The sequence below is a fragment of the Pseudomonas sp. Irchel 3A5 genome, from assembly GCF_900187575.1.
In the GTDB taxonomy this organism is placed as follows: Bacteria; Pseudomonadota; Gammaproteobacteria; order Pseudomonadales; family Pseudomonadaceae; genus Aquipseudomonas; species Aquipseudomonas folii.
The window spans coordinates 252,757-279,083 of the sequence record NZ_FYDU01000003.1 but is presented as its reverse complement, the minus strand read 5'-3'; the positions used below and the strand labels follow the sequence as shown (position 1 = coordinate 279,083).

The following is a 26,327-nucleotide window of genomic DNA, read 5'->3' as shown; positions in this document are numbered from 1 at the left end:
CGTCAGCTTTTTAGCTTTGGCTCTTCAGCGCTTGAGGCAAGGCTGACGCGGCTTTTTTCTTTTTTCAGAACTGCCCCGGCGGGCGGGCCACTGCCCGTCGTCCATAACAGGTGATGCCATGAATGACCCCTACGAAGCCGTCAACCTGGTTGAGGTGTTGCAGCAGCGTGCCTGCCAGACACCTGAAAAGATCGCACTGCGTTTCATAGCCGAAGACGGCGATCAACCGCTCAGTTACCGGGAGCTGGACGAGCGTGCACGAGCCCTGGCTGTACAGATGCGCCAGCATGCCGCTTCGGGAGCGCGTGCGGTGTTGTTGCTGCCGAGTGGTCCAGATTACGTCACCGCCTTTTTCGCTTGTCTGTATGCGAACATTATTGCCGTTCCGGCCTATCCGCCAGAATCGGTACGCCCGCAGCATTTGATGCGCCTGCGCGCTATTCTCGACGATGCCGAGCCGAGCCTGGTACTGACCGATTCGACTCTGATCGAGGCTCTGCGCCCAGCCTGCGAGCGTAGCAACGGTGAGTCGCCACTACTGCTGGCGGTCGATCAGGTGCCGAGCGCGCTGGCCGAACAATGGCAACTACCGACGCTGCATGACGACGACATTGCCTTTCTGCAATACACCTCTGGTTCCACGTCGACTCCCAAGGGGGTACAGGTCACTCAGGGCAACTTGTTGGCCAATGAGCGGCTGATTCGTCACGGGCTGTCGATTGGCGATGACGATGTGATGGTCAGCTGGCTGCCACTGTTCCATGACATGGGCCTGATTGGCGGTCTGCTGCAACCGATCTACAGCGGCGTTCCCTGCGTATTGATGTCGCCCCGTTACTTTCTCGAACGGCCGCAGCGCTGGCTCGAAGCGATCAGCAAGTACCGGGGGACCATCAGCGGCGGCCCTGACTTTGCCTATCGTCTGTGCTGCGAGCGACTCAAGGAATCCGCGTTCAAAGGCCTCGACCTGAGCTGCTGGCGACTGGCGTATTCCGGCTCCGAGCCGATCCGTCCCGACACGCTGGAACGCTTTGCCAGCCAGTTTGCCGTGGCCGGATTCGACGAAAACGCCTGGTTCGCCAGTTACGGCCTGGCGGAAGCCACGTTGTTCGTCAGCGGCAGTCGGCGTGGTCAAGGTATTGCCCAGATTGAGGTGGATACCCACGCGCTGGCCGATAACCTCGGTCGCCCGGGCTCCGGCAGTCGTCTGGTCAGCTGTGGCTGGGGCCAGCCACAGCATCCGTTGATGCTGGTTGATCCGGTCAGCACTGAGCCGGTAGCCGAGGGCGGTGTCGGCGAAGTCTGGAGCTCTGGCCCGAGCGTGGCCAGCGGCTACTGGCGCAACCCACAAGCCACTGCCAAGAGCTTCATCGAGCGTGACGGCCGTGTCTGGCTGCGCACCGGCGACCTGGGTTTCATGCACGGCGGTGAGTTGTTCATCACCGGTCGCCTGAAAGACATGATCATTATTCGTGGCCAGAATCTGTACCCGCAGGATCTCGAACGCTGCGTTGAAGAAGAAGTGGACGTGGTGCGCAAGGGCCGTGTTTCGGCGTTCGCCATTGAACATGATGGCAATGAAGGGATTGGCATCGCTGCAGAAATCGGCCGTAGCGTGCGCAAACTGGTGCCTGCCGAGGCGTTGATCAAGGCCATCAGTGAGGCCGTGGCAGAGCGTTTTCAGGAAGTCCCTGTGTTGATCGCGCTGCTTGAGCCGGGTGCCTTGCCAAAAACGTCCAGCGGCAAACTGCAACGTTCAGCCTGTCGCCAGGGCCTGGCCGACGGCAGTGTCGCCAGCTATGCCATACAGCGTGCCGGGCGGATGATCGACGATGCGAAGCAGGACAATGCGCCGCTCAGTGCTGCCGAACAGGCCATGGCCGAGCTATGGACGCAGGTACTGGAGGTGCCTGTGACGCAGCGTGAAGCCAACTTTTTTGCCTTGGGCGGTAACTCGATCAAGGCAGCGCAACTGATGGCTCGACTGCGTGAACGCCAAGGTCACGCAGTGGAGTTGCGCCTATTGTTCGAGGCGCCACAACTGGACGCTTTCGTCGCCGCGCTGGGCAACCAGCCGCAGCACTCGGTCGCCCCCGTCGTGCTGCTCGACCGTCAGGGCCTATTGCTGCCATCTGCTGCCCAGCAGCGTTTGTGGTTCCTGTGGAAGCTCGAGCCGCACAGCGCGGTGTACAACATTGGCGGCCGTTTGCGGCTGCGTGGTCAGCTCAATCTGACCGTGTTGCAGGAGGTTTTCGCGGCCTTGTTGCAACGGCATGAAGTGCTGCGCAGCCGTTTTATCGAGTCTGAAGACGGCGAGGTAACGCTGCAGTTTGCCGCGCCCGGTGCGGTCCCGCTCAGCGAGGTCAACCTCGGTTCCCTGGCCGAGGCCGAGCGTGAAATCGAAGCCCGTGCCGATACCGAGCGCTTTATCGCTAAGCCGTTCGATCTGGCCAGCGGCCCGTTGCTGCGTCTGCGTGTGCAGCAGCTGGACACTGACCGGCAACAGCTGTTGCTGTGTGTGCATCACATCGTTGCCGATGGCTGGTCCCTGAACCTGCTGCTCGGGGAGTTCGCCGAGCTGTACAGTGCACGTCTGCAAGGTCGTGAAGCCGCTATCGCGCCCTTGTCACGCCAATACCTGGACGTTGCCGAGGCCCAGCGCCAGCAACTGCAAGCGGGTGAGGGCGAGCGTCAGTTGCACTGGTGGAAAGAGCGTCTCGGCACCCGGCATGTGCCGCTGGAGCTGCCTTATGCGCTGCCTTACAACCCACAGCAAAGCCGACGTGCTGCGTTTATAGACGACAAACTGGGCGCTGAGCTGAGCGCGCAACTCGGCCAGTTGGCACTGCGCCATGGCGTCACCCCGGCGATGCTGTTGCTGGCGGCGTTCAATCTGCTGCTGCAACGCTATAGCGCAACCCACGACTTGCGCGTGGGCCTGACCCAGGCGGGACGCGAAAGTCTGGACAGCGAAGCGTTGGTAGGTTTCTTCGTTAATCTGCTGGTTCTGCGTTGCGAGCTGCCTGCCGGTCTTACCCTGGCAGACCTGCTGCACCAGGTGCGAGACAACGTGCTGCAGGCGCAGGCGCATCAGTCTTTGCCGTTCGAACAATTGGTGGAGGCCTTGCACCCGGAGCGTGGTCACGGTCGTCATCCGCTGTGCCAGGTGGCCTTCGATTATCAGTGGCAAACCCGTGCCGCCGACAACCTCAGCGGCTTGCAGGTCGAAGCGCTGGAGCAGATCGACCTGCAAACGCCCTTCGATCTGGTGTTGCGTGTGCGTGAAAGCCAGGACGGCCTGCATCTGAACTTCTGCTATGCCAGCGAGGGCTATGCCGCCGCAGGCATGCAGCGTCTGGCGAGTAACTTCCGGCGCTTGCTGCAAACCCTGCTGCAACAGCCTGCTGATCAGCCACTGCAGGCCTCGGCCTGGCTGCCTGAAAGCGAATGGCGTGACACCGCCGATTGGCCAGTGCAGGCTTTTACCCCGCTGAGCGAGCGGATTGCCGAGCAGTGTCTGGCGCTGGGCGACCGCCCAGCCCTGATTGACCAGCAGCATCAGCTCAGTTTTACCCAGTTGGAAACGCGTTCCAACGCACTGGCGAATCACCTCATCGCCCAAGGCATTGGCGCCGAAGTACTAGTCGGTGTGGCCCTGCCGCGTGGAGTGGAAATCCCTCTGGCCCTGCTGGCGATCATGAAAGCCGGTGGCGCCTATGTACCGCTGGATATCGATTACCCGCGCGAGCGTCTGACGTGGTTGATACAGGACGCCGGTATTCACCGGGTACTGACCCACAGCAGCTTGCGCGACCGGTTGTCTCTGCCGGACGGTGTGCTGAGTCTGGAGCTTGATCAACTGGACCTGAGTCGCGAATCTACGCAGCGCCCGGCAGTGACTGTCGAGGCGCAAAACCTCGCGTACCTGATCTACACCTCGGGTTCGACTGGCCAGCCCAAAGGGGTGGCGGTCGCCCACGGCGAAATCGCCATGCATTGCCAGGCGATTGGTCAGCGTTATGCGATGAGCGCTGCCGACCGTGAGCTGATTTTCATGTCCTTTGCGTTCGACGGTGCTCACGAGCGCTGGCTGACGGCGCTGTCGCACGGGGCCAGTGTGCTGATTCGCGGTGACGAGCTGTGGACCGCCGAGCAAACCCTGAATCAACTGCGTGAACATTCGGTCAGCGTGGCGGCTTTCCCGCCGGCTTACCTGTTGCAGTTGGCCGAGGAGGCCGCACACCACGGCCCTGTGCCGAGCATGCGGATCTATTGTTTTGGCGGCGACGCCGTGCCCGAAGCCAGTTTCGAACTGGCCCGGCGGCACCTCAAGGCCGAACATCTGATCAACGGCTACGGCCCGACCGAAACAGTGGTCACGCCTCTCTTGTGGAAAGCCGATGCCAGCGCCAAGTGCGGCGCGGCGTATGCGCCGATTGGCGAAGTGGTCGGCGCTCGTCGCCTGTACGTTCTCGATGACCAGTTGCAGCCTCTGCCACGTGGTGTCGCGGGCGAGCTGTACATCGGCGGCGAAGGCTTGGCGCGGGGGTATCACCAGCGTCCGGCAATGACCGCCGAGCGTTTTATTGCTGATCCGTTCAGCGCGGCTGGCGGCCGTTTGTACCGGACCGGTGACCGGGTTCGCCTGCGTGAAGACAACGCCATGGACTATCTGGGGCGTGTCGACCAACAGGTAAAAATTCGTGGCTTCCGGATCGAACCGGGGGAAATAGAAGCGCGCCTGCAAGCGTTGCCGGGCGTTCATGCGGCGGCGGTATGCGCCCGTGAGTCGGCACAGGGTCTGCAACTGGTAGGCTACGCGGTTGCCGTCAGCGGTCAGTCATTGAGCACCGACAGCTTGAAAGCAGCACTGCGCGATCAGGTGCCGGACTACATGGTGCCTGCACACATTCTGTTGCTCGACAGCCTGCCGCTGAACATCAACGGCAAGCTGGACCGCAACGCGCTGCCGGAACCGCAAGGGCAGGGTGCCGAGTTTGTTGCACCACTGGACGGCCTCGAAAGCCAGGTAGCGGCGATCTGGGGTGAAGTGCTCGGCGTGGCGCGTGTCGGTCGTCAGGATGATTTCTTTGATCTGGGCGGGCACTCGCTGCTGGCGACTCAGGTGGTGTCGCGGATCAAGCGTGACCTGGGCCTGGAGTGCCCACTGCGTACCCTGTTCGAATGCTCACGGTTGAACGAGTTCGCGGCGCGACTGGCTGCCCAGGACGTCTCGACCAGCACTCACCCAGAGCTACGGGCCCTGCCGCGCAATGGCACGATGCCGCTGTCACCCGCCCAGAGCCGCCTGTGGTTCTTCTGGCAGATGGAACCGCAAAGCGCGGCCTACAACGTGCCCGGTGCGCTGCGTTTGCGCGGTGCGCTGGATCTTGCCGCGCTGCGTCGCGCTTTCAATGTGCTGGTACAGCGCCACGAAACCTTGCGTACTCGTTTCGACGAAATCGACGGCCACCCATTCCAGGTCATCGAGTCCGCGCAACCATTGCCTCTGGTCGAACATGACCTGTCTGGCGTCGTTGATGCTGAGCAGCAGGCACGACAATTGGCGGCAACCGAAGCGCTGCAACCCTTCGATTTACGCGAGGGACCGTTGCTGCGTCTAAGCCTCATTCGTTTGGGTGACGATCACCACGTGCTGCTGTTGACCATGCACCACATGGTCTCCGACGGCTGGTCGATCCGGGTACTGGTCAATGAGTTCAGTGAGCTGTATGGCGCATTCACGGCGCAGCGCGAACCAGTTCTGGCTCCGCTGTCGGTGCAATACGCTGACTATGCCCAGTGGCAACGCGAGCTGTTGGCCAGCGCCGAGGGCGCGCGGCAGCTTGCCTGGTGGAAGGAGCGTCTGGGCACCGACCAGACCGTGCTCGAACTGGCGACCGATCGTCCGCGTCCTGCCGTACAAAGCTACCGTGGCGCGAGCCTGGGCTTCGAACTGGACGGCGAGCTTGGTACTCGCCTCAAGGCATTGGCCAAAGCGCATGACGTGACATTGTTCATGCTGCTGCTGGCCGCTTACGGTGTCTTGCTGAGGGGCTATAGCGGTCAGCGTGACCTGCGTGTTGCGGTGCCGGTGGCCAGTCGGCAGCAGATGGAAACCGAAGGCCTCATCGGCTTCTTCGTCAACACTCAGGTCATGCCGTGCCACATAGACGACTCAGCCAGCTTTGCTGCGCTGCTCGCCGAAACCCGTCAACTGGCACTCGGCGCCCAGGCCAATCAGGACTTGCCGTTCGAACAACTGGTAGAAGCCTTACAGCCCGAGCGCAGCCTGGCGCATAACCCTTTGGTGCAGGTGAAATTCAACTTCGGCTTTGATGTCAGTGTGCTGCCGAATGCCGGCGACCTGAAGCTTGAGCTGTTCAGTGAAGAGCAATACGGCGCACGGTTCGACCTCGCGCTGGACATGGCCGAAGGGCAGGACAACGTGCTGCGCGGCAGTTTTGTCTATGCCAGCGACTTGTTTGATGCACCGAGCGTGACGGCCATGGCGCAGACCTTCCGCCAGCTGCTTGCTCGTCTCTGTGAAGCACCGGCCCGGCCGTTGTCCGAGCTGCCGCTGGCGGCATTGGGCGAGGCTGCCGAGTTGCGCGGCGAACTGCAGCAGTGGCCGTTCAGCGATGTGCTGGCCGGGTTCGCCGCTCAGGTCGTGACACGACCAGAGGCGATTGCCGTGCAGGCCTGGGACGGTCAGTTGAGTTATGCCCAGCTTGACGCTGCAACCAATCGACTGGCGCGACGCTTGCAAGCCGCCGGTGTGCAACCGGGCGACCGCGTGGCGCTGTGTCAGGCGCGCAGCAGCCAGTGGGTGCTGATGTTGTTGAGCGTCATGAAGGCGGGGGCGGCGTACGTGCCACTGGACCCGGCGCTGCCGTTGGCGCGGCTGCAACGTATCGTGGTCGAAAGTGGCGCCCGCTGTGTGTTGCTGGGTGATCCGGCATGGCTAACCAGCTTCGGTGATGCGGCACTGTTGGTCGATGCTGGCAGCGAGGACGGTTTCTCCGACGCCGCACTGTCACTGCCTGTCGATGTTACCAACGCAGCCTACGTGATTTTCACCTCCGGTTCGACCGGACAACCCAAGGGCGTGGTGGTCAGCCACGGCGCCTTGGCCAACTACGTTCAAGGCATTCAGGCACGTTTGGATCTGTGCGCCGGGCAGGGCATGGCGATGGTCTCGTCGGTGGCCGCCGACCTGGGCAACACCACGCTGTTCGGGGCGTTGTGCTCCGGTGGCCGACTGTGTCTGGCGAGCCAGGATGATGTAGCGGATGCCGAATGTTTTGCCGCCTTCATGCAACAGCATGCGGTGGATGTACTGAAGATTGTTCCCGGTCATCTCAGTGGCTTGCTCGCCGCACTGCCCGAAGCCCGGCTGCTGCCGCGTCAACTGTTGGTAGTAGGGGGCGAGGCATGCGACCGCAGCCTGCTGCAGCAGGTGCGCGAACTGGCACCGGCTTGCCGCATCGTCAACCACTATGGTCCGAGCGAAGCGACAGTCGGTGTCCTGACCCATGAGCTGCTGCAGGACGCCGAACTGCCGTTGGGCGCGCTGGCAATCGGTCGGCCATTGCCCAACTGCCACGTGCGGATTGTCGACGAGTACCGCAACCCGTTGCCGGTTGGCGTGCCGGGTGAGCTGTTGATTGGAGGTGCCGGGCTGGCTGATGGCTACCTTAGCCAGCCTGAGTTGAGTGCCGAGTATTTCGTGCACATCGACGGTGAGCGTCTGTACCGCAGCGGTGACCGCGTGCGCCTGCGCCATGACGGCCTGATCGAGTTCCTCGGACGTCTCGATGAGCAGGTCAAGATTCGTGGTTACCGGGTTGAGCTGGGGGAAATTACCCAAGCCCTGAAAGCGCTGCCCGGCGTCAGTGCTGCGCTGGTACTGGCCGAGCGCGAAGCCGAGGGGCCATTGCGCCTGTTGGCATGGTGCGTCAGCAGTGCCGGCGACGCTGAAAGCCTGCGTCAGGCACTGGCGGAGCAAGTTCCGGAATACATGCTGCCTGCACAGTTGATGCTGTTGCCGAGCATTCCATTGACTGCCAACGGCAAGGTTGATCGCCAGGCGCTGCCTCGTGGCCCGGTGGTGGAGGCTGGCAGTGCGCCGGAAACGGCGATGAACGAACTGGAAAGCCAGTTGGCCGCCATCTGGCAGGCCGTGCTGAAGGTTGGAACGGTGCGTGCCGAAGACAACTTCTTCGAACTGGGTGGCGACTCGATTCTCAGCCTGCAAATCATCTCGCGTATCCGCAAGCTGGGTTACAAACTCAGCCCCAAACAGCTCTTCGAGCGTCAGAGTGTTCGCCAACTGGCGCAGTGGCTGGAAAGTCGCGGCCCGGCCAAACCGGTGGCGACAGCCGCCGCAGCTGCCGTGGCCGTCAGTGGCGAGTTGCCGTTGGCGCCGGTGCAGGCGCGGTTCTTCGAGCGGGTCCAGAGTGACCAGCGCAATCACTGGAACCAGGCAATTTTGCTGCAACCCAAGTCGCCGCTGTATCTGGACAGCCTGGAGCGTGCGCTGCACTGGTTGCTCGGTCAACACGACAGCCTGCGCTTGCGCTTCGACAGCCGCACCCAGCCTGTGCGGCAGGTCTATGCCGAGCCGGGTTTGCTGGACCTGACGCTACTGTGGCGTCGCCGTGCCAGTGATGAGCAGACTCTGGAACGCCTGTGTGACGAGGCGCAACGCAGCCTTGACCTGAACGCAGGTCCGTTGCTGCGAGCGATGCATGTCAGACTGGAAGATGGCAGCGAGCGCCTGTTACTGGTTATTCATCACCTGGCGGTAGACGGTGTGTCGTGGCGGGTGCTGCTGGAAGACCTCGAAAGCGCCTACCGTCAATTGTTGGCGGGCAAGACTGCGACGCCACGGGTTAAAAGTGACAGCTATCAGGCCTGGGCCCAGCGTCAGCATGCCTTCGCCAACAGCGCCGAGTTGCACGCCGAACTGGGTTACTGGCAGGCGCAGCTGCAAGACGCCCCGGCTTTGCCACAGTCGCGCAGTGATGCTCGCACCACTTGGCGCGAAGCCGCACACTCAGGCTTCAGCCTGGACAACGAAGCTACCCGGCAACTGCTCGGCCCGGCTCAGCAGGCGTACCGCACCCAGATCAACGACCTGTTACTCACCGCACTGGCCCGCGCGCTGTGCAGCTGGAGTGGTGCCGAACAGGCGCTGATTGAACTGGAAGGCCATGGCCGCGATGCTTTTGATCAGGGTGCGGCACTGGACCTGAGCCGCAGCGTGGGCTGGTTCACCAGTCTTTACCCCGTGCGCCTGAGTCCTCAAGGCGATGCCGGTGCTTCGTTGAAAGCCATCAAAGAGCAGTTGCGTGGCGTGCCGCGTGCCGGTATCGGGTACGGCTTGCTGCGCTACCTCAGTCCATTGGGTGCCCAGTTACAAGAGCTGCCGCCAGCGCGAGTGACCTTCAATTATCTGGGGCAGTTCGATCAGCAGTTCACTGATTCGGCATTCCTTCCGGCCAGTGAGTCGGTCGGCCGCAGCCATGCCGATGACGCGCAATTGGGCAACTGGCTGGTGTTCAACGGCAAAGTGCTCGGCGGTTGTCTGCAGTTGGAGTTGCATTACAGCCGCGAGATGTTCGACGCCGCACTGATTGACCAATTGTTGAGCGTGCTGCAGGCCGAGCTTCAAGGTTTGTTGCAGCACTGTCTGCAAGCCGCTCCGGCGCTGACCCCAAGTGACCTGCCACTGGCGGGCCTTGGTCAGGCCACGCTGGACAGCTTGCCGGTGGACGCCAGTAACCTCGAAGACTTGTATCCGCTGGCGCCGATGCAGCAGGGCATGCTGTTCCATGCCCTTGATGTGCCGGGCTCGGCGCTCTACGTCAACCAACTGCGCGTGGACCTGGACAACCTCGACGAAGCCCGCTTCGTGGCTGCCTGGCAGCAGGTGCTGAGCCGCCATGCCACGCTGCGCAGTGGCTTCCTGACTGAAGGCCTTGAAGTGCCTTTGCAGTTCGTATTGCGCCACGCCGAACTGCCGGTGGAGCATTTCGACTGGCGCGAGCGCAGTACCGACCGGGTAGCGCTCGACGCATTGGCCGACAGTCAGCGCCAACGCGGTTTCGACCTGACGCGTCCGCCCTTGCAACGTCTGGCACTGGTACGTCTCGGTGAACGGCGCTTCCACTTGCTGTGGACCTGTCATCACCTGTTGCTGGACGGCTGGAGCAGTGCACGCCTGATTGGTGAAGTGCTGGCCGCCTATCAGGGCAGCAGCTTGCCGCCGGTCGCGGGCCGCTACCGTGATTACATCGCCTGGTTGCAAGCGCAGGATGCCAGCCTCGGTGAGCACTTCTGGCGTCAGCGTCTGGCTGATTTCGACGAGCCGACGCTGTTGGCAACCGCCTGCGCGGGCAGCTATGTCGTCGAACCGACTCGGGAGGTGCGCAGCCAGTTCGATGCTGCAGCCAGCCAGCGTTTGCAGCAGTTTGCCCAGCAACAGCGCGTGACCCTCAATACCCTGTTGCAAGGGGCGTGGCTGTTGCTGCTGCAACGCTATAGCGGTCAGTCGCGTGTAGCCTTCGGGGCTACCGTGGCCGGGCGTCCGGGCAACTTGCCGGGTGCCGAGGACATGCTCGGGCTGTTCATCAATACCCTGCCCATCGTCCAGCAACCGCAGGCCGCTCAGTCACTGGGTGACTGGCTGCGTGAATTGCAGGCCTGCAACCTGGAAGTGCGCGAGTTCGAACACAGCCCGCTGTACGACATCCAGCGCTGGGCCGGGCGTGGTGGTCAGGCATTGTTCGACAGCATTCTGGTGTTTGAGAATTTCCCGATGGATGCCGCGCTCACGCATTCTGCGGCAGGCGAAGACGGCCTGCGTATCCTCGGTCACCAACCGGTGGACTCCACCAACTACGCGCTGACCCTGGTCGCCAGTGCCGGTGAGTGCCTGGATGTGCGTTACGGCTATCGTTCCGAGCGCTTCTGCGCCAGCCAGGTCGAGCGTCTGCGCGAGCATTTCGAGTGCCTGCTGCTGAGCTTCTGTGACAGCGCCGAGAAAGCACTGGCGCACTTGCCGATGCTGGCCGTGACTGAGCGCGAGCAGTTGCTGCATGGCTGGAACGACACCACCACTGACTTCCCTGATCAGGTGCAGCTGCAAAGCCTGATCGAACAGCAAGTCGCCGCCACACCTGACGCCCTGGCGGTGCAGTTCGGCAAGCAGCAACTGAGCTACCGCGAACTCAACGCACGCGCCAACCAACTGGCTCGCTGGCTGCGCGAGCAGGGTGTAGGCCCGGATGTGCTGGTCGGTGTGTGCGCGGAACGTTCGCTGGAACTGGTGCTGGCCTTGCTGGCCATCGTCAAGGCCGGTGGTGCTTACGTGCCGATGGATCCGGACTACCCGCGTGAACGTCTGGAACACATGCTCGGCGACAGCGGTGTGCAACTGTTGCTGACTCAGCAGCACTTGCTTGAGCAACTGCCCGCCAGTGCCGCGCAGACCTTCTGCCTGGACAGCCAGTGGCCTGAGTTGCAGGCGCTGGATGCCAGCGATCTGCCAACCCTGGGCAGCCCGCAGAACCTGGCGTATCTGATTTACACCTCCGGCTCCACCGGCAAACCCAAGGGTGCAGGCAACAGCCATGCGGCGCTGATCAACCGTTTGCACTGGATGCAGAAGGCGTATCAGTTGGATCACACCGACCGCATCCTGCAAAAGACCCCGTTCAGTTTCGACGTGTCGGTCTGGGAGTTCTTCTGGCCGTTGCTGACCGGCGCTGCGCTGGTGGTTGCAGAACCCGGAGCGCATCGCGACCCATTGGAATTGCGTCGTGTGATCAACGAAGGTCAGGTCAGTGTGCTGCACTTTGTGCCGTCCATGCTGCAAGCCTTTGTCATCTCTGGCGAGCTGGAACACTGCCCGTCACTGAAACAGGTGATGTGCAGCGGCGAAGCGCTGCCTTACGAGCTGCAACAGCAGTTCCGTCAACGCCACAGTGCACGGCTGCACAATCTTTATGGACCGACCGAAGCGGCCATCGACGTCAGCTACTGGGCCTGCGATGAAGAAAATGATCGGCATCAGGTGCCAATTGGCCGACCTATCGACAACCTGCGGCTGTACATCCTCGACACATTCCTGGAACCCGTGCCGCAAGGTGTAGCGGGCGAGTTGTACATCGGTGGCGTGGGCCTGGCGCGGGGTTATCACCTGCGTCCGGGGCTGACCGCCGAGCGTTTCGTGGCCGACCCCTTCACCGCGGGCGAACGGCTGTATCGCACCGGCGACCTGGCTCGCTGGCGTGCAGACGGCGCCATCGAATACGCCGGGCGTATCGATCATCAAGTGAAGATCCGCGGATTGCGTATCGAACTGGGTGAAATTGAAGCCCGCCTGCAAGGGCTGGAATCGGTCGAAGAGGCCGTGGTAATTGCCCGCGACACGCCGCAAGGCAAGCAACTGGTGGGCTATGTGGTGGTTCATGGCACTGAAGGCAGCGACAGCGAAAGCCTGCGCCGTGAACTGCTGGAGCACCTGCCGGAATACATGGTGCCTGCGCAGATTCTAGTGCTGCCCGCCATGCCGCTGTCGCCTAACGGCAAGCTGGACCGCAAGGCCTTGCCTGCACCGGAGTTCGCTTCCAGTCCGCGTGGTTATGTCGCGCCGGGCACTGAACTTGAGCAGCAACTGGTCGAGATCTGGCAGAGCGTGCTGGGGATCGAAAAGGTCGGCATCACTGACGACTTCTTCGAACTGGGCGGGCACTCGCTGCTCCTCACTCAGGTCGGCATGACCCTGCGCAAGCGTCTGAACGTGGAGTTGCCGCTGCACCGATTGTTCGAATTGAGTTCCATCCAGGCGTTGGCCGCTCACCTGCAGGCTCAACCTGACGCTGCGCAAAATAAACAGGTTGATCTGGACCTGATGGACGAGTTGTTGGGCGAGTTGGAGAATTTTTGATGAGTAACACCGAACAACAGAAGTTGCAGCAGGTTGCCGAACGCCTGGCCGCTCTGCCGGAAGACCGCCAGCTGATTTTCCTGCGTCAACTGGGCGAAAAAGGTGTGCGCCTGGAGCGCCTGCCGATTGTGCGTCAGCCCTGTGAGCAGGCACCGTTGTCAGCTGCGCAAAGCCGCTTGTGGTTTCTGTGGCAGATGGAACCGCACAGCGCGGCCTACAACATCCCGGCGGCGGTGCGGCTGCGCGGTGAGCTGGATGAAGATGCGTTGCAACGCAGTTTTGCGGCCCTGATCGCCCGGCACGAAAGCCTGCGCACGCTGTTTCGCGAAGTAGAGGGGGAGCATGGCTCGCAAGCGGTCCAAGTGATACTGCCGAGCCTTGATCCAGAACTGCAACGTTTTGATCTGAGCACGCTGCCCGTTGAACAGCGCGAGGCACGTGCCCGTGAACAACTGGAGCACGCGGCCCGGCAACCCTTTGATCTGAGCACTGGGCCGCTGCTGCGTCTGGCGCTGATTCGGCTCGATGCCCGCGAACACATCCTGCTGCTGACACTGCACCATATCGTCTCTGACGGCTGGTCGATGGGGGTGCTGACCGACGAGTTCGCCAGCCTGTATACCGCGCACGTCAGCGGTGCGGCGGCGCAACTGGAAGCCTTGCCGGTTCAGTACGCCGACTATGCGCGATGGCAGCGCTTGTGGATGGCTGCTGGTGAGGGCGACCGTCAACTGGAATACTGGACCCGGCAATTGGGCGGCGAAGCGCTGGTGCTGACCCTGCCCAGTGACCGCCCACGCCCGGCAGTGCAGAGCTACCAAGGTGCGGCGCTGGACTTTCAGTTGCCGGCAGCCTTGAGCAGCGGCCTGCGCGAACTGGCTCGCAGCCAGGGCGCAACGCTGTTCATGCTGTTGTTGGCGGCGTATCAGGTGCTGCTGTTTCGTTACAGCGGCCAGCGTGAACTGCGGGTCGGTGTGCCAGTGGCCAACCGTGGTCGGGGGGAGAGCGAGCGGCTGATAGGTTTCTTCGTCAACACTCAGGTGTTGGGCACGGAGATGAATGAGCACGAAACCTTCGTCGCGTTTCTGGACCGGACCCGTCAGGCGGTACTCGGTGCTCAGGCCCATCAGGACTTGCCGTTCGAGCGTCTGGTCGAGGCTTTGCAGCCAGAGCGCAGCCTCAGCTACAACCCTTTGTTCCAGGTGGCCTACAACCATTTGCCGAGTCAACGCGACAGCTTGCGCGAATTGCCTTCAGCCGATGGTCGTGGGCTGACCCTGGAAAGCCTCGAACTGGACGTTGGCATCGCCAAGTTCGACCTGATGCTGAGCACCGAAGAGAGCCGTGATGGCCGGGTGCGCGGTCAGCTTAGCTATGCTACCGATTTGTTCGATACTGCGAGCATTGCGCAGATGCGCGAGCATTTCCTGCACCTGTTGCAGGCGCTGCTCAATGATCCACGCCAGGCAGTGGGCCGCTTGCCCATGCTCTCGGGCAATGATCGCGAACAGTTGCTGCATGGCTGGAACGACACCACCACTGACTTCCCTGATCAGGTGCAGCTGCAAAGCCTGATCGAACAGCAAGTCACCGCCACACCTGACGCCTTGGCCGTGCAGTTCGGCAATCAGCAACTGAGCTACCGCGAACTCAACGCACGCGCCAACCAACTGGCTCGTTGGCTGCGCGAGCAGGGTGTAGGCCCGGACGTGCTGGTCGGTGTGTGCGCGGAACGTTCGCTGGAACTGGTGCTGGCCTTGCTGGCCATCGTCAAGGCCGGTGGTGCTTACGTGCCGATGGACCCGGACTACCCGCGTGAACGTCTGGAACACATGCTCGGCGACAGCGATGTGCAACTGTTGCTGACCCAGCAGCACCTGCTTGAGCAATTGCCCGCCAGTGCCGCGCAGACCTTCTGCCTGGACAGCCAGTGGCCTGAGTTGCAGGCGCTGGACGCCAGCGATCTGCCAACCCTGGGCAGCCCGCAGAACCTGGCGTATCTGATTTACACCTCCGGCTCCACCGGCAAACCCAAGGGTGCAGGCAACAGCCATGCGGCGCTGATCAACCGTCTGCACTGGATGCAGAAGGCGTATCAGTTGGATCACACCGACCGCATCCTGCAAAAGACCCCGTTCAGTTTCGACGTGTCGGTCTGGGAGTTCTTCTGGCCATTGCTGACCGGCGCTGCGCTGGTGGTGGCAGAGCCGGGTGCGCATCGCGACCCGCTGGAATTGCGTCGGGTGATCAACGACGGTCATGTCAGTGTGCTGCACTTTGTGCCGTCGATGCTGCAAGCCTTTGTCATCTCTGGCGAGCTGGAACACTGCCCATCATTGAAACAGGTGATGTGCAGCGGCGAAGCGCTGCCTTACGAGCTGCAACAGCAGTTCCGTCAACGCCACAGTGCACGGCTGCACAATCTGTATGGCCCGACCGAAGCGGCCATCGACGTCAGCTACTGGGCCTGCGACGAAGAAAATGATCGGCATCAGGTGCCGATTGGCCGACCTATCGACAACCTGCGGCTGTACATCCTCGACGCATTCCTGGAACCCGTGCCGCAAGGTGTAGCGGGCGAGTTGTACATCGGTGGCGTGGGCCTGGCGCGGGGTTATCACCTGCGTCCGGGGCTGACCGCCGAGCGTTTCGTGGCCGACCCCTTCACGGCGGGCGAACGGCTGTATCGCACCGGCGACCTGGCTCGCTGGCGCGCAGACGGCGCCATCGAATACGTCGGGCGTATCGATCATCAAGTGAAGATCCGCGGATTGCGTATCGAACTGGGTGAAATTGAAGCCCGCCTGCAAGGGCTGGAATCGGTCGAAGAGGCCGTGGTGATTGCCCGCGACACGCCGCAAGGCAAGCAACTGGTGGGCTATGTGGTGGCTCATGGCACTGAAGGCAGCGAAAGCTTGCGCCGTGAACTGCTGGAGCACCTGCCGGAATACATGGTGCCTGCGCAGATTCTAGTGCTGCCCGTCATGCCGCTGTCGCCTAACGGCAAGCTGGACCGCAAGGCCTTGCCGGAGCCTGACTTCAGCCAGCAACAGAAGCAATACCAGGCCCCGCGTGATGAGCGCGAGACCCTGCTGGCAGAGATCTGGCAGTCGGTTCTGGGCATTGAACGGGTCGGTATCGACGACAATTTCTTCGAGTTGGGCGGCGATTCGATTGTCTCGATTCAGGTGGTCAGCCGTGCCCGCCAGGCCGGCTTGCAACTGAGCCCGAAAGACCTGTTCCTGCACCAGACCCTGAAAGCCCTGGCCGCTGTTGCGCGTCAGGGCGACAGTGTGGCCGTGGTCAACGCACCGGCCAGCGGCCGCACGCCGTTACTGCCGATCCAGCACTGGTTCTTCGAACAGCAACTGCCACACCGCGCGCACTGGAACCAGTCGGTATTGCTCCGTTGCCAGCAACCATTGGAAAGCGCCTTGCTGGAGCGCGCCCTCGGGCACGTCTGCCAACTGCATGATGGTTTGCGCCTGCGTTTCGGCAATGAGCCGAGCAGTGCCGAATATGCCGTCTACGAACAGGATCCCGAGTTGCTGTGGATTCGTCAGGCCGCAGATGCCGACGAATTGCTGATGCACTGCGAGGCGGCCCAGCGCAGCCTGGATTTGAGCCAGGGCCCACTGTTGCGTGCGCTGTTGGTGGACTTGGCCGATGGCAGCCAGCGCTTGCTGTTGGCGATTCATCACCTGGTGGTGGATGGCGTTTCCTGGCGAATATTGCTTGAAGACCTGCAGACGGCTTACCTGCAACTGGCGAGCGGAGTCAGCGTGCAACTGCCACCACGCAGCAGCTCGTTCCAGCAATGGGCCGAGCGACTGGCGGCCCATGCCCACAGCGCCGAAATGAGCGCCGAACTGAAATACTGGCAGACCAGCCTGCAAGGTCCGAGCGGTGATTTACCAGCCCGTGACCCACAGGCCAGCCTGAGCGGACGCCATGCGCGCACGCACAGTGTTGAACTGGATGCCGCGACCACCGCCGCCTTGTTGCAGCAGGCCCCTGCGGTGTTTCGCACGCAAGTCAACGATCTGCTGCTCACCGCCCTGACCCGCAGTCTGTGCGCCTGGACGGGCGAAACCTCGGCGCTGGTGCAGCTCGAAGGACATGGCCGCGAAGCACTGTTCGACGACCTCGATCTAAGCCGCACGGTCGGCTGGTTCACTAGCCTGTTTGCCCTGCGCCTGCACGACGGTGGTGAGCCGATAGCAACGCTGAAGTCGGTCAAGGAACAACTGCGTGGCGTACCGCAGCGTGGCCTGGGCTATGGTCTGCTGCGTTACCTGGGTGGCGAAGGGCAAAGCCTTGCCGCACTGCCGCAGGCGCGGGTTACGTTCAACTATCTGGGGCAGTTTGACCACAGTTTTGGTAGCGATGCCTTGTTCCAGCCTGCCAGCGAAAAATCGGGCGCCAACCGTGATGCCGAGGGGGCGCTGAGCAACTGGTTGAGCGTTGACGGCCAAGTCTTTGGCGGCAAGTTGAGCCTGCGCTGGACGTACAGCACAGCGATGTTCGATGACACAGCCATCGAAGCGCTGGCCCAGTCTTATGTCGAGCAATTGCAGGGTTTGATTGCACTGTGCCTGGAGGAAGGCGCGGGCGGTGTGACACCGTCTGACTTCCCGTTGGCAGGCGTGGACCAAACGCAGCTTGATGTCCTGCCGCTGGCCGCTCGGCAAATCGAAGACCTTTATCCGCTGGCACCGATGCAACAGGGCATGCTGTTCCATGCCTTGTATGAAAACGAGGGTGGGGTTTACGTCAACCAGTTACGCGTCGACATCGACGGTGTTGATGCCGAGCGCTTCCGTACGGCCTGGCAGGCTGCGCTGGACAGCCACGACAATTTGCGTGCGAGCTTCCTTTGGGAAGGTCTGGCGCAACCGCTGCAATTGATTCATCGGCAACTCAAACTGCCGCTGGAAGTGCTCGACTGGCGCCATCGCGACGATCAGGCCAGCGCCCTCGATGCGCTGGCTGAAGCGCAACGCGCCGCAGGTTTTGCCCTTGATCAGCCGCCACTGTTACGGCTGGTGCTGGTGCGTTGTGACGAGCGGCGTCACCAGTTGATCTATACCCATCACCACATCCTCATGGACGGCTGGAGCAACGCGCAGCTGTTTGCCGAAGTGTTGCAGCGCTACGCCGGGCAAACCGTCGCAGCCAGTGGTCATTACCGCGATTACATTCAGTGGCTGCAAGGCCGTGATGTGGCCGCCAGCGAGGCTTTCTGGCAGACGCAACTGGCGGTGCTGGACGCGCCGACCCGCTTGGCAGAATGTGTGCCGCAGAGCCCTGCGCAGGACGGTTTTGGTCAGGTACAGCACTTGTTGACCGTTGCGCAGGGCGCACGCTTGAGTGCGTTTGCCCGTCAGCATAAAGTCACCGTCAACACCGTGTTGCAGGCGGCCTGGGCGTTGCTGCTGCAGCGCTACAGTGGCCAGGCCACCGTGGTTTTCGGCGCGACCGTGGCCGGGCGTCCGGCTGAGCTGGCCGGGATCGAGCAACAGTTGGGCCTGTTCATCAACAGCCTGCCGGTGGTGGTCAGCCTGTGCGACGAACAGCCACTGGCAGATTTCCTGCAAGCTTTGCAGGTGCAGAACCTGCAACTGCGCGAACACGAACATACGCCGCTGAGCAGCATCCAGCGCGCCTTTGCTCAAGGCGGCGAAGCGCTGTTCGACAGCCTGTTGGTGTTCGAAAACTATCCGGTTGCCGAGGCCTTGCGTCAGGCACCGGGCGGTTTGAGTTTTTCCGGCATGCAGGCGCAAGAAAACACCAACTACCCGTTGACGCTGATGGTTGCTCAGGGCGAGCGGCTGCGCCTGAACTTTGACTACCGCTGCAGCCACTTCCACGCGGAAACCGTGCAGAGCATCGGCGACCAACTGTTGCACCTGCTTTGGCAGTTTTGCGCCGACGGTCGCCAACCACTGGGTGAAATCGGCTTGCTGGACAGCAGCGCACGTCAGCGCGTGCTGCGTGATTTCAACGCCAGCGCCAGGGACTATCCACGGCAGGCCTGCCTGCATCAGTTGATCGAGCAACAGGCTGCGCTCAATCCCCAGGCGCTGGCTCTGGACGACGGCAATGCCCAGCTCAGCCACGCACAGTTGAACGCCCGCGCCAATCGTCTGGCCCGCTGGTTGCGTGCTCAGGGTGCAGGCCCGGATTGTGCGGTCGGCGTTGCACTGGAACGTACAGTGCAGTTGCCGGTGGCGTTGCTGGCGGTGCTCAAGGCTGGCGCTGCGTATGTGCCGCTGGACCCTGAGTTTCCTGCTGAGCGTCTGGCGCACATGCTGGCCGACAGCGAGGTGCGCTTGCTGTTGACCCAAGAGCATTTGTTGAGCGAACTGCCGGACAGCCAAGCGCAGGTGTTCTGCCTGGACCGCGACTGGTCGCAGCTGGACAGTCTGGCCGAGCACGACCTGCACCCGGGCGAATTGCAACGGCCAGTGAACATCAACGATTTGGCGTATGTGATCTACACCTCCGGTTCCACCGGCAAGCCTAAAGGCGTTGCCGTGCGTCATGGCGCAGTGGTCAACTTCATGTCAAGCATGGCTCGGGAACCGGGCCTGACTGGCCGCGACCGGGTGCTGGCGCTGACTTCGCTGTCCTTCGACATTTTCGCCCTGGAGCTGTACCTGCCGTTGCTGGTCGGTGGCAGCGTGCAACTGGTGGACCGTGATTGCGCCCGAGACCCGGCGCGGCTGTTGGCCACTGTGCTGGAAAAAGGTGTGACGGTGATTCAGGCGACGCCGTCGACCTGGACGCTGCTCAGCGCCCATGAGGATTTCTCGCGCCTGCAGGGCTGTCGTTTCTTCTGCGGTGGTGAGGCGCTGTCGGTTGAGTTGGCAGCAGTGCTCAGTGCCCAGGCGGATGAGCTGTGGAACCTTTATGGCCCGACCGAAACCACCATCTGGTCTGCGGCCTGGCGTATCCCTCGTGGCGGTCGGGCGTTGCTCGGCAAGCCGATTGCCAACACCCAGCTCTACGTTCTGGACGCTGCACTGCAACCGCTGCCAGCGGGTGTCGCCGGGGAGCTCTACATCGCCGGTGACGGCCTGGCGCGTGGTTATCACGCACGGCCGGGCCTGACTGCCGAGCGCTTTGTAGCCGATCCGTTCAACGCGCAGGGCGGTTGCATGTACCGCACCGGTGATCTGGCGCGCTGGAGTCAGGACGGTGTGCTGGAGTATTTCGGGCGTATCGACCATCAGGTCAAGGTGCGTGGTTTTCGTATCGAACTGGGCGAAATCGAATCGTGCCTGTTGGCGTGCGACGGTGTGCGTGAAGCGGTAGTGATTGCCCGCGAAACCCCATTGGGCAAGCAACTGCTGGGCTACGTTGTCGCTGACGGCGAAGCCGCTCCTGGGCCCGAGGCGCTGCGCGCTGCGTTGCAGGCTCAACTGCCGGATTACATGGTACCTGCGCAGGTGACGGTGTTGGCGTGCATGCCACTGACGCCGAATGGCAAGCTCGACCGCAAGGCCTTGCCAGACCCGGATTTCAGCAGTTTGCAAAAGCGTTATCAGGCGCCGCGCAGCGAGCTGGAACAGCGTTTGGCCCAGCTGTGGCAGCAGGTGCTGGGGCTGCAACAGGTCGGCATCGACGACAACTTTTTCGAGCTGGGCGGCGACTCCATCATGTCTATCCAGTTGGCTGGCCGCGCACGTCAGGCCGGGCTGCAACTCAGCCCGCGACAACTGTTTGGGCACCCAACCGTCGCGCAACTGGCGCAGGTGATCACTGCTGTGGGCGCGCCTGTAACTAGCAGCGTCAGCGACTCGACCGCTGCACAAACGGGGCACTTCCCGCTGGCGCGTCTGGACGCTGGGCAGATCGAGAAGCTGGGACTGGACCTGACTCAGGTCGAGAACCTCTACCCGCTGTCACCCATGCAGCAGGGCATGCTGTTCCATGCGCTGGACAATCCTGGATCAGGGCTGTACGTCAATCAGATCAGCGTACCGGTCGAGGGGCTCGACAGCACACGTTTCGCCCAGGCTTGGCGCCGCGCCGTGGCTCGCCATGACACGCTGCGCAGTGGTTTCATCTGGCAAAGCGGCCTGCGTGAACCGTTGCAGGTGGTGTATGCCACGGCCCCGGCGCAGTTGTGCCTGCGTGACGATGTGCAGGATATCGTCGCCTTTGCCGAAGCGGATCGTCTGGAAGGTTTCGACCTGGCTCGGCCGCCACTGCAACGCCTGACCCTGATTGATCTGGGCGACGGTCGCCAGCATTTGATCTGGACCACTCATCACTTGCTGATGGATGGCTGGAGTGGCGCGCAACTGATCAAAGAGGTGCTGCAACTGTATGCAGGCGCTGAATTGCCAGCCGTCAGTGCGCGCTATGCGGACTACATCGGCTGGCTGCAACGCCAGGATGGGGTGGCAGCCGAAGCGTTCTGGCGTGCCCGCCTGGCCCAGGTGCAGCAGCCGACACTGCTTGCCGACAGCCTGTCGCGCCCGGCCGAAGGTGAGGGGCACGGCCTGAGTTACAGCCACTACGATGCGACGGCCACCGAGCGCTTGAAAACCTATGCGCGCAGCCAGCGCATCACCCTCAATACCTTGCTGCAAAGTGCTTGGCTGCTGCTGTTGCAGCGTTATACCGGGCAGCAACAGGTGGTGTTCGGTGCCACGGTGGCCGGGCGTCCGGCACAACTGCCGGGTATCGACAGCCTGCTCGGGCTGTTCATCAATACCTTGCCGATTGCCCAGGCACCCCAGGCTCAGGATGATTTGGGCGAATGGCTGCGTCAGTTGCAGGCTTACAACGCAGAAGTACGCGAGTTTGAACACACGCCGCTGTATGACATCCAGCGTTGGGCCGGACACAGCGGTCAGGCATTGTTTGACAGCATCATCGTGTTCGAGAACTACCCGGTAGACGAGGCTCTGCGCCGTGGTGCCGGTAACGGCCCGCGCTTTGGCGAGCTGAGCCTGAAAGATGTAACCAATGTGCCGATGGATTTGGCCATACGTGTGGGTGAAGGCCTGGAGATTGAGTACCAGTACCTGCGCAGCCATTTCGATGCGGTGGCGGTCGAGCGGATTCGCGGCAACATGGAGCAGATACTCGACGCCATGGTCGCTGGTCAAGCGCGCTTCATTGGCGATCTACAATGCCTGTCCGAGGCTGATCGCAGTGCTCTGAGCAATTGCCGTGGCCCGCATCAGGCTCGCTTGACGGCGCCGCCGGTGCATCTGGCGATTGCAGATCAGGCGCGCCTGCGTCCGTCGTCAACTGCCTTGCTGTGCGGCACAGAACAGCTTGAGTACGCCGCGCTGGAGCTTGGCTCCAATCAATTGGCGCATCATTTGATCCGCCTGGGTATCGGGCCGGAAGTGCGGGTCGGCGTGGTGCTGCCTCGCGGGGTTGCGATTCCGCTGGCACTGCTGGCGGTGCTCAAATCGGGCGGGGCTTACGTGCCGCTCGACGCGGATTACCCGCGTGAGCGTCTGGCGTTCCAGATGGCCGATGCCGGAATTGCGTTGCTGATTACCGACAGCCGACTGCGTGAGCGCTTGCCGCTGCCCGACGACGTGCTTTGTCTGGAGCTCGACACGCTGGATCTGAGCACCGAACGCAGCGATTTGCCGTCGGTAAAACTGGAGCCTGAAAACCTCGCTTACATCATTTACACCTCAGGCTCCACGGGGCAGCCGAAGGGCGTCAGCGTGGCCCATGGACCGTTGGCGATGCATTGTGCCGCGATTGGCGAGCTATACGAAATGGACAGCTCGACCCGCGAGCTGCACTTCATGTCGTTCGCGTTCGACGGTGCTCACGAGCGCTGGCTGACCACGCTGGTACACGGTGGCAGTCTGGTGCTGCGTGGTGAAGAGTTGTGGACACCGGAGCAGGTCTACACGGTGTTGCACGAACAGCGCATTGATGTGGTTGCCTTCCCTCCGGCCTATCTGCAACAACTGGCCGAGCACGCCCTGCGTGACGGTAATCCGCCGCCGGTCCGGATCTACTGCTTCGGTGGTGATGCTGTGCCAAACGCCAGCTTTGAACTGGCCAAAAAGGCGCTGCGTCCACAGTGCATCACCAACGGTTACGGGCCAACCGAAACGGTGGTGACCCCGCTGCTCTGGAAAGCCGACGCAAACACGGCTTGCGATGCGGCGTATGCGCCGATTGGTAAAAGCGTAGGTGCACGTCAACTGCATATCCTCGATCCGGACCTGCGCCCGGTGCCATTAGGTGTGGCGGGTGAGCTGTACATCGGTGGCGAAGGTCTCGCTCGCGGTTACCATCAGCGTCCTGACTTGACTGCCGAGCGTTTCGTGGCTGACCCGTTCAGCACAGACGGCGGCCGCTTGTACCGCACAGGCGATCTGGTGCGTGGCCGCGTCGATGGCGTGATCGACTATGTCGGGCGTATCGATCATCAGGTGAAAATTCGCGGGTTCCGTATCGAACTCGGGGAAATCGAAGCGCGTTTGCAGGAGCACCCGCAGGTTCGTGAAGCGCTGGTCGTCGCCCGCGACGGCCATAGCGGCAAGCAACTGATCGGCTATGTGGTCAACCACCCAGGCGTTGCGCTGAGTGGCGACGACTTGCGCAGTTACCTGCGCGCACGGCTGCCGGACTACATGGTGCCGGTGCAGGTCATGCTGCTGGAGCGCATGCCGTTGTCGCCTGCCGGCAAGCTCGACCGCAAAGCGCTTCCGGAGCCGCAATGGAACAGCGGCAGCTCGTATGTTGCACCACGTAATGACACCGAGCAGGTTCTGGCCGCGATCTGGCAAGAGGTGCTGCAGGTTGAGCAAGTCGGCATTCACGATAACTTCTTCGATCTGGGTGGCGACTCGATTCTCAGTCTGCAAGTGATTTCCCGGGTGCGTCAGGCCGAAGGCCTTGGGCTTGAGATCCGTCTGCGTGATCTTCTGCAATACCAGACCATTGCCGGTCTGTTGGAACGTGCCCAAGAGAGCACCGAAGCGGGTCCTGCCGAGCCACAGGCGGTGGCCGAAAGTGTCGGTGATGAAGCGTTCGGGCTGATCCCGATTCAGCAATGGCTGTTCGAGCAGGATCTGCAAGCACCTGAGCACTTCAACCAGGCGATCCTCTTGCAGTGCCGCAAACCGTTGGACGTGGTGCATCTGGCTGCGGCGTTGCAAGCGATACTCAGCGAGCACGCCAGCCTGCGCCTGGCGTTTGTTCGCGGCAACGATGGCCAGTGGCGCCAGCGCTACTGCGAGCTGAGCGAACTGCAGGACGGACTGCGCGCCGACCCGGTGTTGTGGCTGCGTGACGCACTGGACAGCGAGGCCGCGCTGGCGATTGCCAACCAGGCCCAGCGCAGTCTGGACATTACCAACGGACGTTTGCTGCGGGCGGTTTACAGTGAGTTGGCCGACGGCAGTCAACGACTGTTGCTGGTGGCTCACCACTTGGGTATCGACGGTGTCTCGTGGCGGATCCTGCTTGAAGACCTGCAACAGGCTTATACGCAGCTGTGTAACGGCCAGGAGCCGCGCTTCAGTGCGCGTACCAGCAGCTATCGGGCCTGGGCGCAAAGTCTGCGCGAGTATGCTGCGCATCCGCGTCTGCTGGCCGAGCTGCCTTACTGGCTGGAACAGACCGAGCCTGCGGGCCTGGGCGAACCGTCGCCGGACAACCCGCGTGGCAGCCAGCGTGTAGCGCATATGCAACAGGTGCAGTTACGCCTGGACCGCGACTTGACGGCGCAATTACTGAAAGTTGCACCCGAGGCGTACCGCACGCAGATCAACGATTTGCTGCTCACGGCGCTGGGCCGCGTGCTGTGTCGCTTCAGTGACAGCGAGTCGGTGTTGCTCGGTCTTGAGGGCCATGGCCGCGAGGACATTTTCGAAGGACTGGATCACAGTCGCACGCTTGGCTGGTTCACCAGTCTGTTCCCGTTGCGCCTGACGCCGGGGCAGGGCGGTTATGCCGAGTCGGTTGTTGCCACTCGCGAGCAACTGCGTGCGGTGCCTGATAAAGGTATCGGACATGGCGTGCTGCGTTACCTGGGTGATGCCCAGACGCGCCGCTTGCTGGCAGGCAGGGTGCAACCGCGTGTGACCTTCAACTATCTGGGGCAATTCGACCAGAGCTTTGATGACAAGGCGCTGTTTGCGCCGCTGCAGGAGCGTCCCGGCGATGCGTATGCGGCCAGTGCACCGCTGAACAACTGGCTGGAGATCATCGGTCAGGTTTACGACGGTGAGCTGGCATTACGTTGTCTGTTCAGTAGTCGGGTGTTCCGCACCACGACCGTCGAACAACTGATGGCGTTGTACCGCCAGGAACTGCAAGGCCTGATCCAGCACTGTTGCGCACAGGTCGCTGAACGCGAGCAGATGCCGGTATGAGCCGAACACTAGTTAACGAGGTGAGTATGTTGCACCCGGATATTTCTGCCTTTCTCGATATGGTTGACGAAGGCCGCCAGGCCGGACGTCCGGCGCTTCATGAGCTGAGCGTCGTGCAGGCGCGGGAAGAGTTCGAAGCCTCTTCGCAGGCGCTCAAGGCCAGTGCGCCGCTGATGCCGGTCGAGCATTTGCTGTTGCCTGGGCGGCAAGGGCATGAATTGCCAGCGCGTCTGTACCAACCGGTATCCGACGCGTCGGCACCCAGGCCGGTGTTGCTGTATCTGCATGGGGGCGGTTACACGGTGGGCAGTCTGGATTCTCACGACGATCTGTGCCGTTCGCTGGCCCAGGCCTGTGGCTGTGCGGTGCTTGCACTGGGTTACCGGCTGGCGCCTCAAGCGCCATTCCCGGCAGCGCTGGATGACACCCGCGACGCCTGGGACTGGCTGCAAAAGAATGCCGCGTCTTACGGCCTCGACGTGAAGCGCATTGCTGTCGCCGGTGACAGTGCCGGGGCCACTCTGGCCAGTGTGCTGGCCGCCCAATTGGCCAGCGAGGGCGGGCCGCAGCCGCGAGCGCAGTTGCTGTTCTACCCGGCCACTGACGCAACCCGGCGCAGCGAATCTCAAGAGCTGTTTGCGGAAGGTTATTTGCTGGAAACCGCCAGCCTGGACTGGTTCTATCAGCACTACGCAGCGGATCTGGCACAGCGTCATGACTGGCGTTGTTCACCACTGTATGCGGCTGATGCATTGCGCGGCAGTGCGCCTGCCTTGCTGTATGCCGCGCAATACGATCCGCTGCTGGACGAGGGCCTGGCCTATGCCGAGGCGTTACGTGAACAGGGCGTCTCGGTGCACGCGCAGCTGTGTCATGGCATGACCCATGACTTTCTGAGGATGGGCGGGCTGGTGCCCGAAGTGGACAGCTACTTCCGGCAAGCGGCGCAGTTTCTCTCGCGTCACTGGTAAACATCGAGTGAAGCCTGAACAGGCCTCTGT

3 protein-coding genes are annotated in these 26,327 nt (G+C 62.2%); all 3 read left to right on the top strand.

What is annotated here, in order from left to right; translation table 11 throughout:
- The first annotated feature begins 118 nt into the window (after positions 1–118).
- The 3 genes from CKW31_RS06010 to CKW31_RS06000 are packed head-to-tail and all read left to right on the top strand — an operon-like array spanning position 119 to position 26,297.
- Positions 119–12,955, top strand: coding sequence for a non-ribosomal peptide synthetase (locus CKW31_RS06010; protein WP_095093477.1), 12,837 nt, complete (start codon positions 119–121; stop codon positions 12,953–12,955).
- A complete protein-coding gene (locus CKW31_RS06005; protein ID WP_095093476.1) occupies positions 12,955–25,326 on the top strand; it encodes a non-ribosomal peptide synthetase in 12,372 nt (4,123 codons plus the stop codon). The genes CKW31_RS06010 and CKW31_RS06005 overlap by 1 nt, the downstream gene beginning before the upstream one ends.
- The gene (locus CKW31_RS06000) at positions 25,323–26,297 is read left to right on the top strand and encodes an alpha/beta hydrolase (protein WP_095093475.1); all 975 of its coding nucleotides are present in this window, start codon (positions 25,323–25,325) and stop codon (positions 26,295–26,297) included. The genes CKW31_RS06005 and CKW31_RS06000 overlap by 4 nt, the downstream gene beginning before the upstream one ends.
- Positions 26,298–26,327 lie beyond the last annotated feature (30 nt).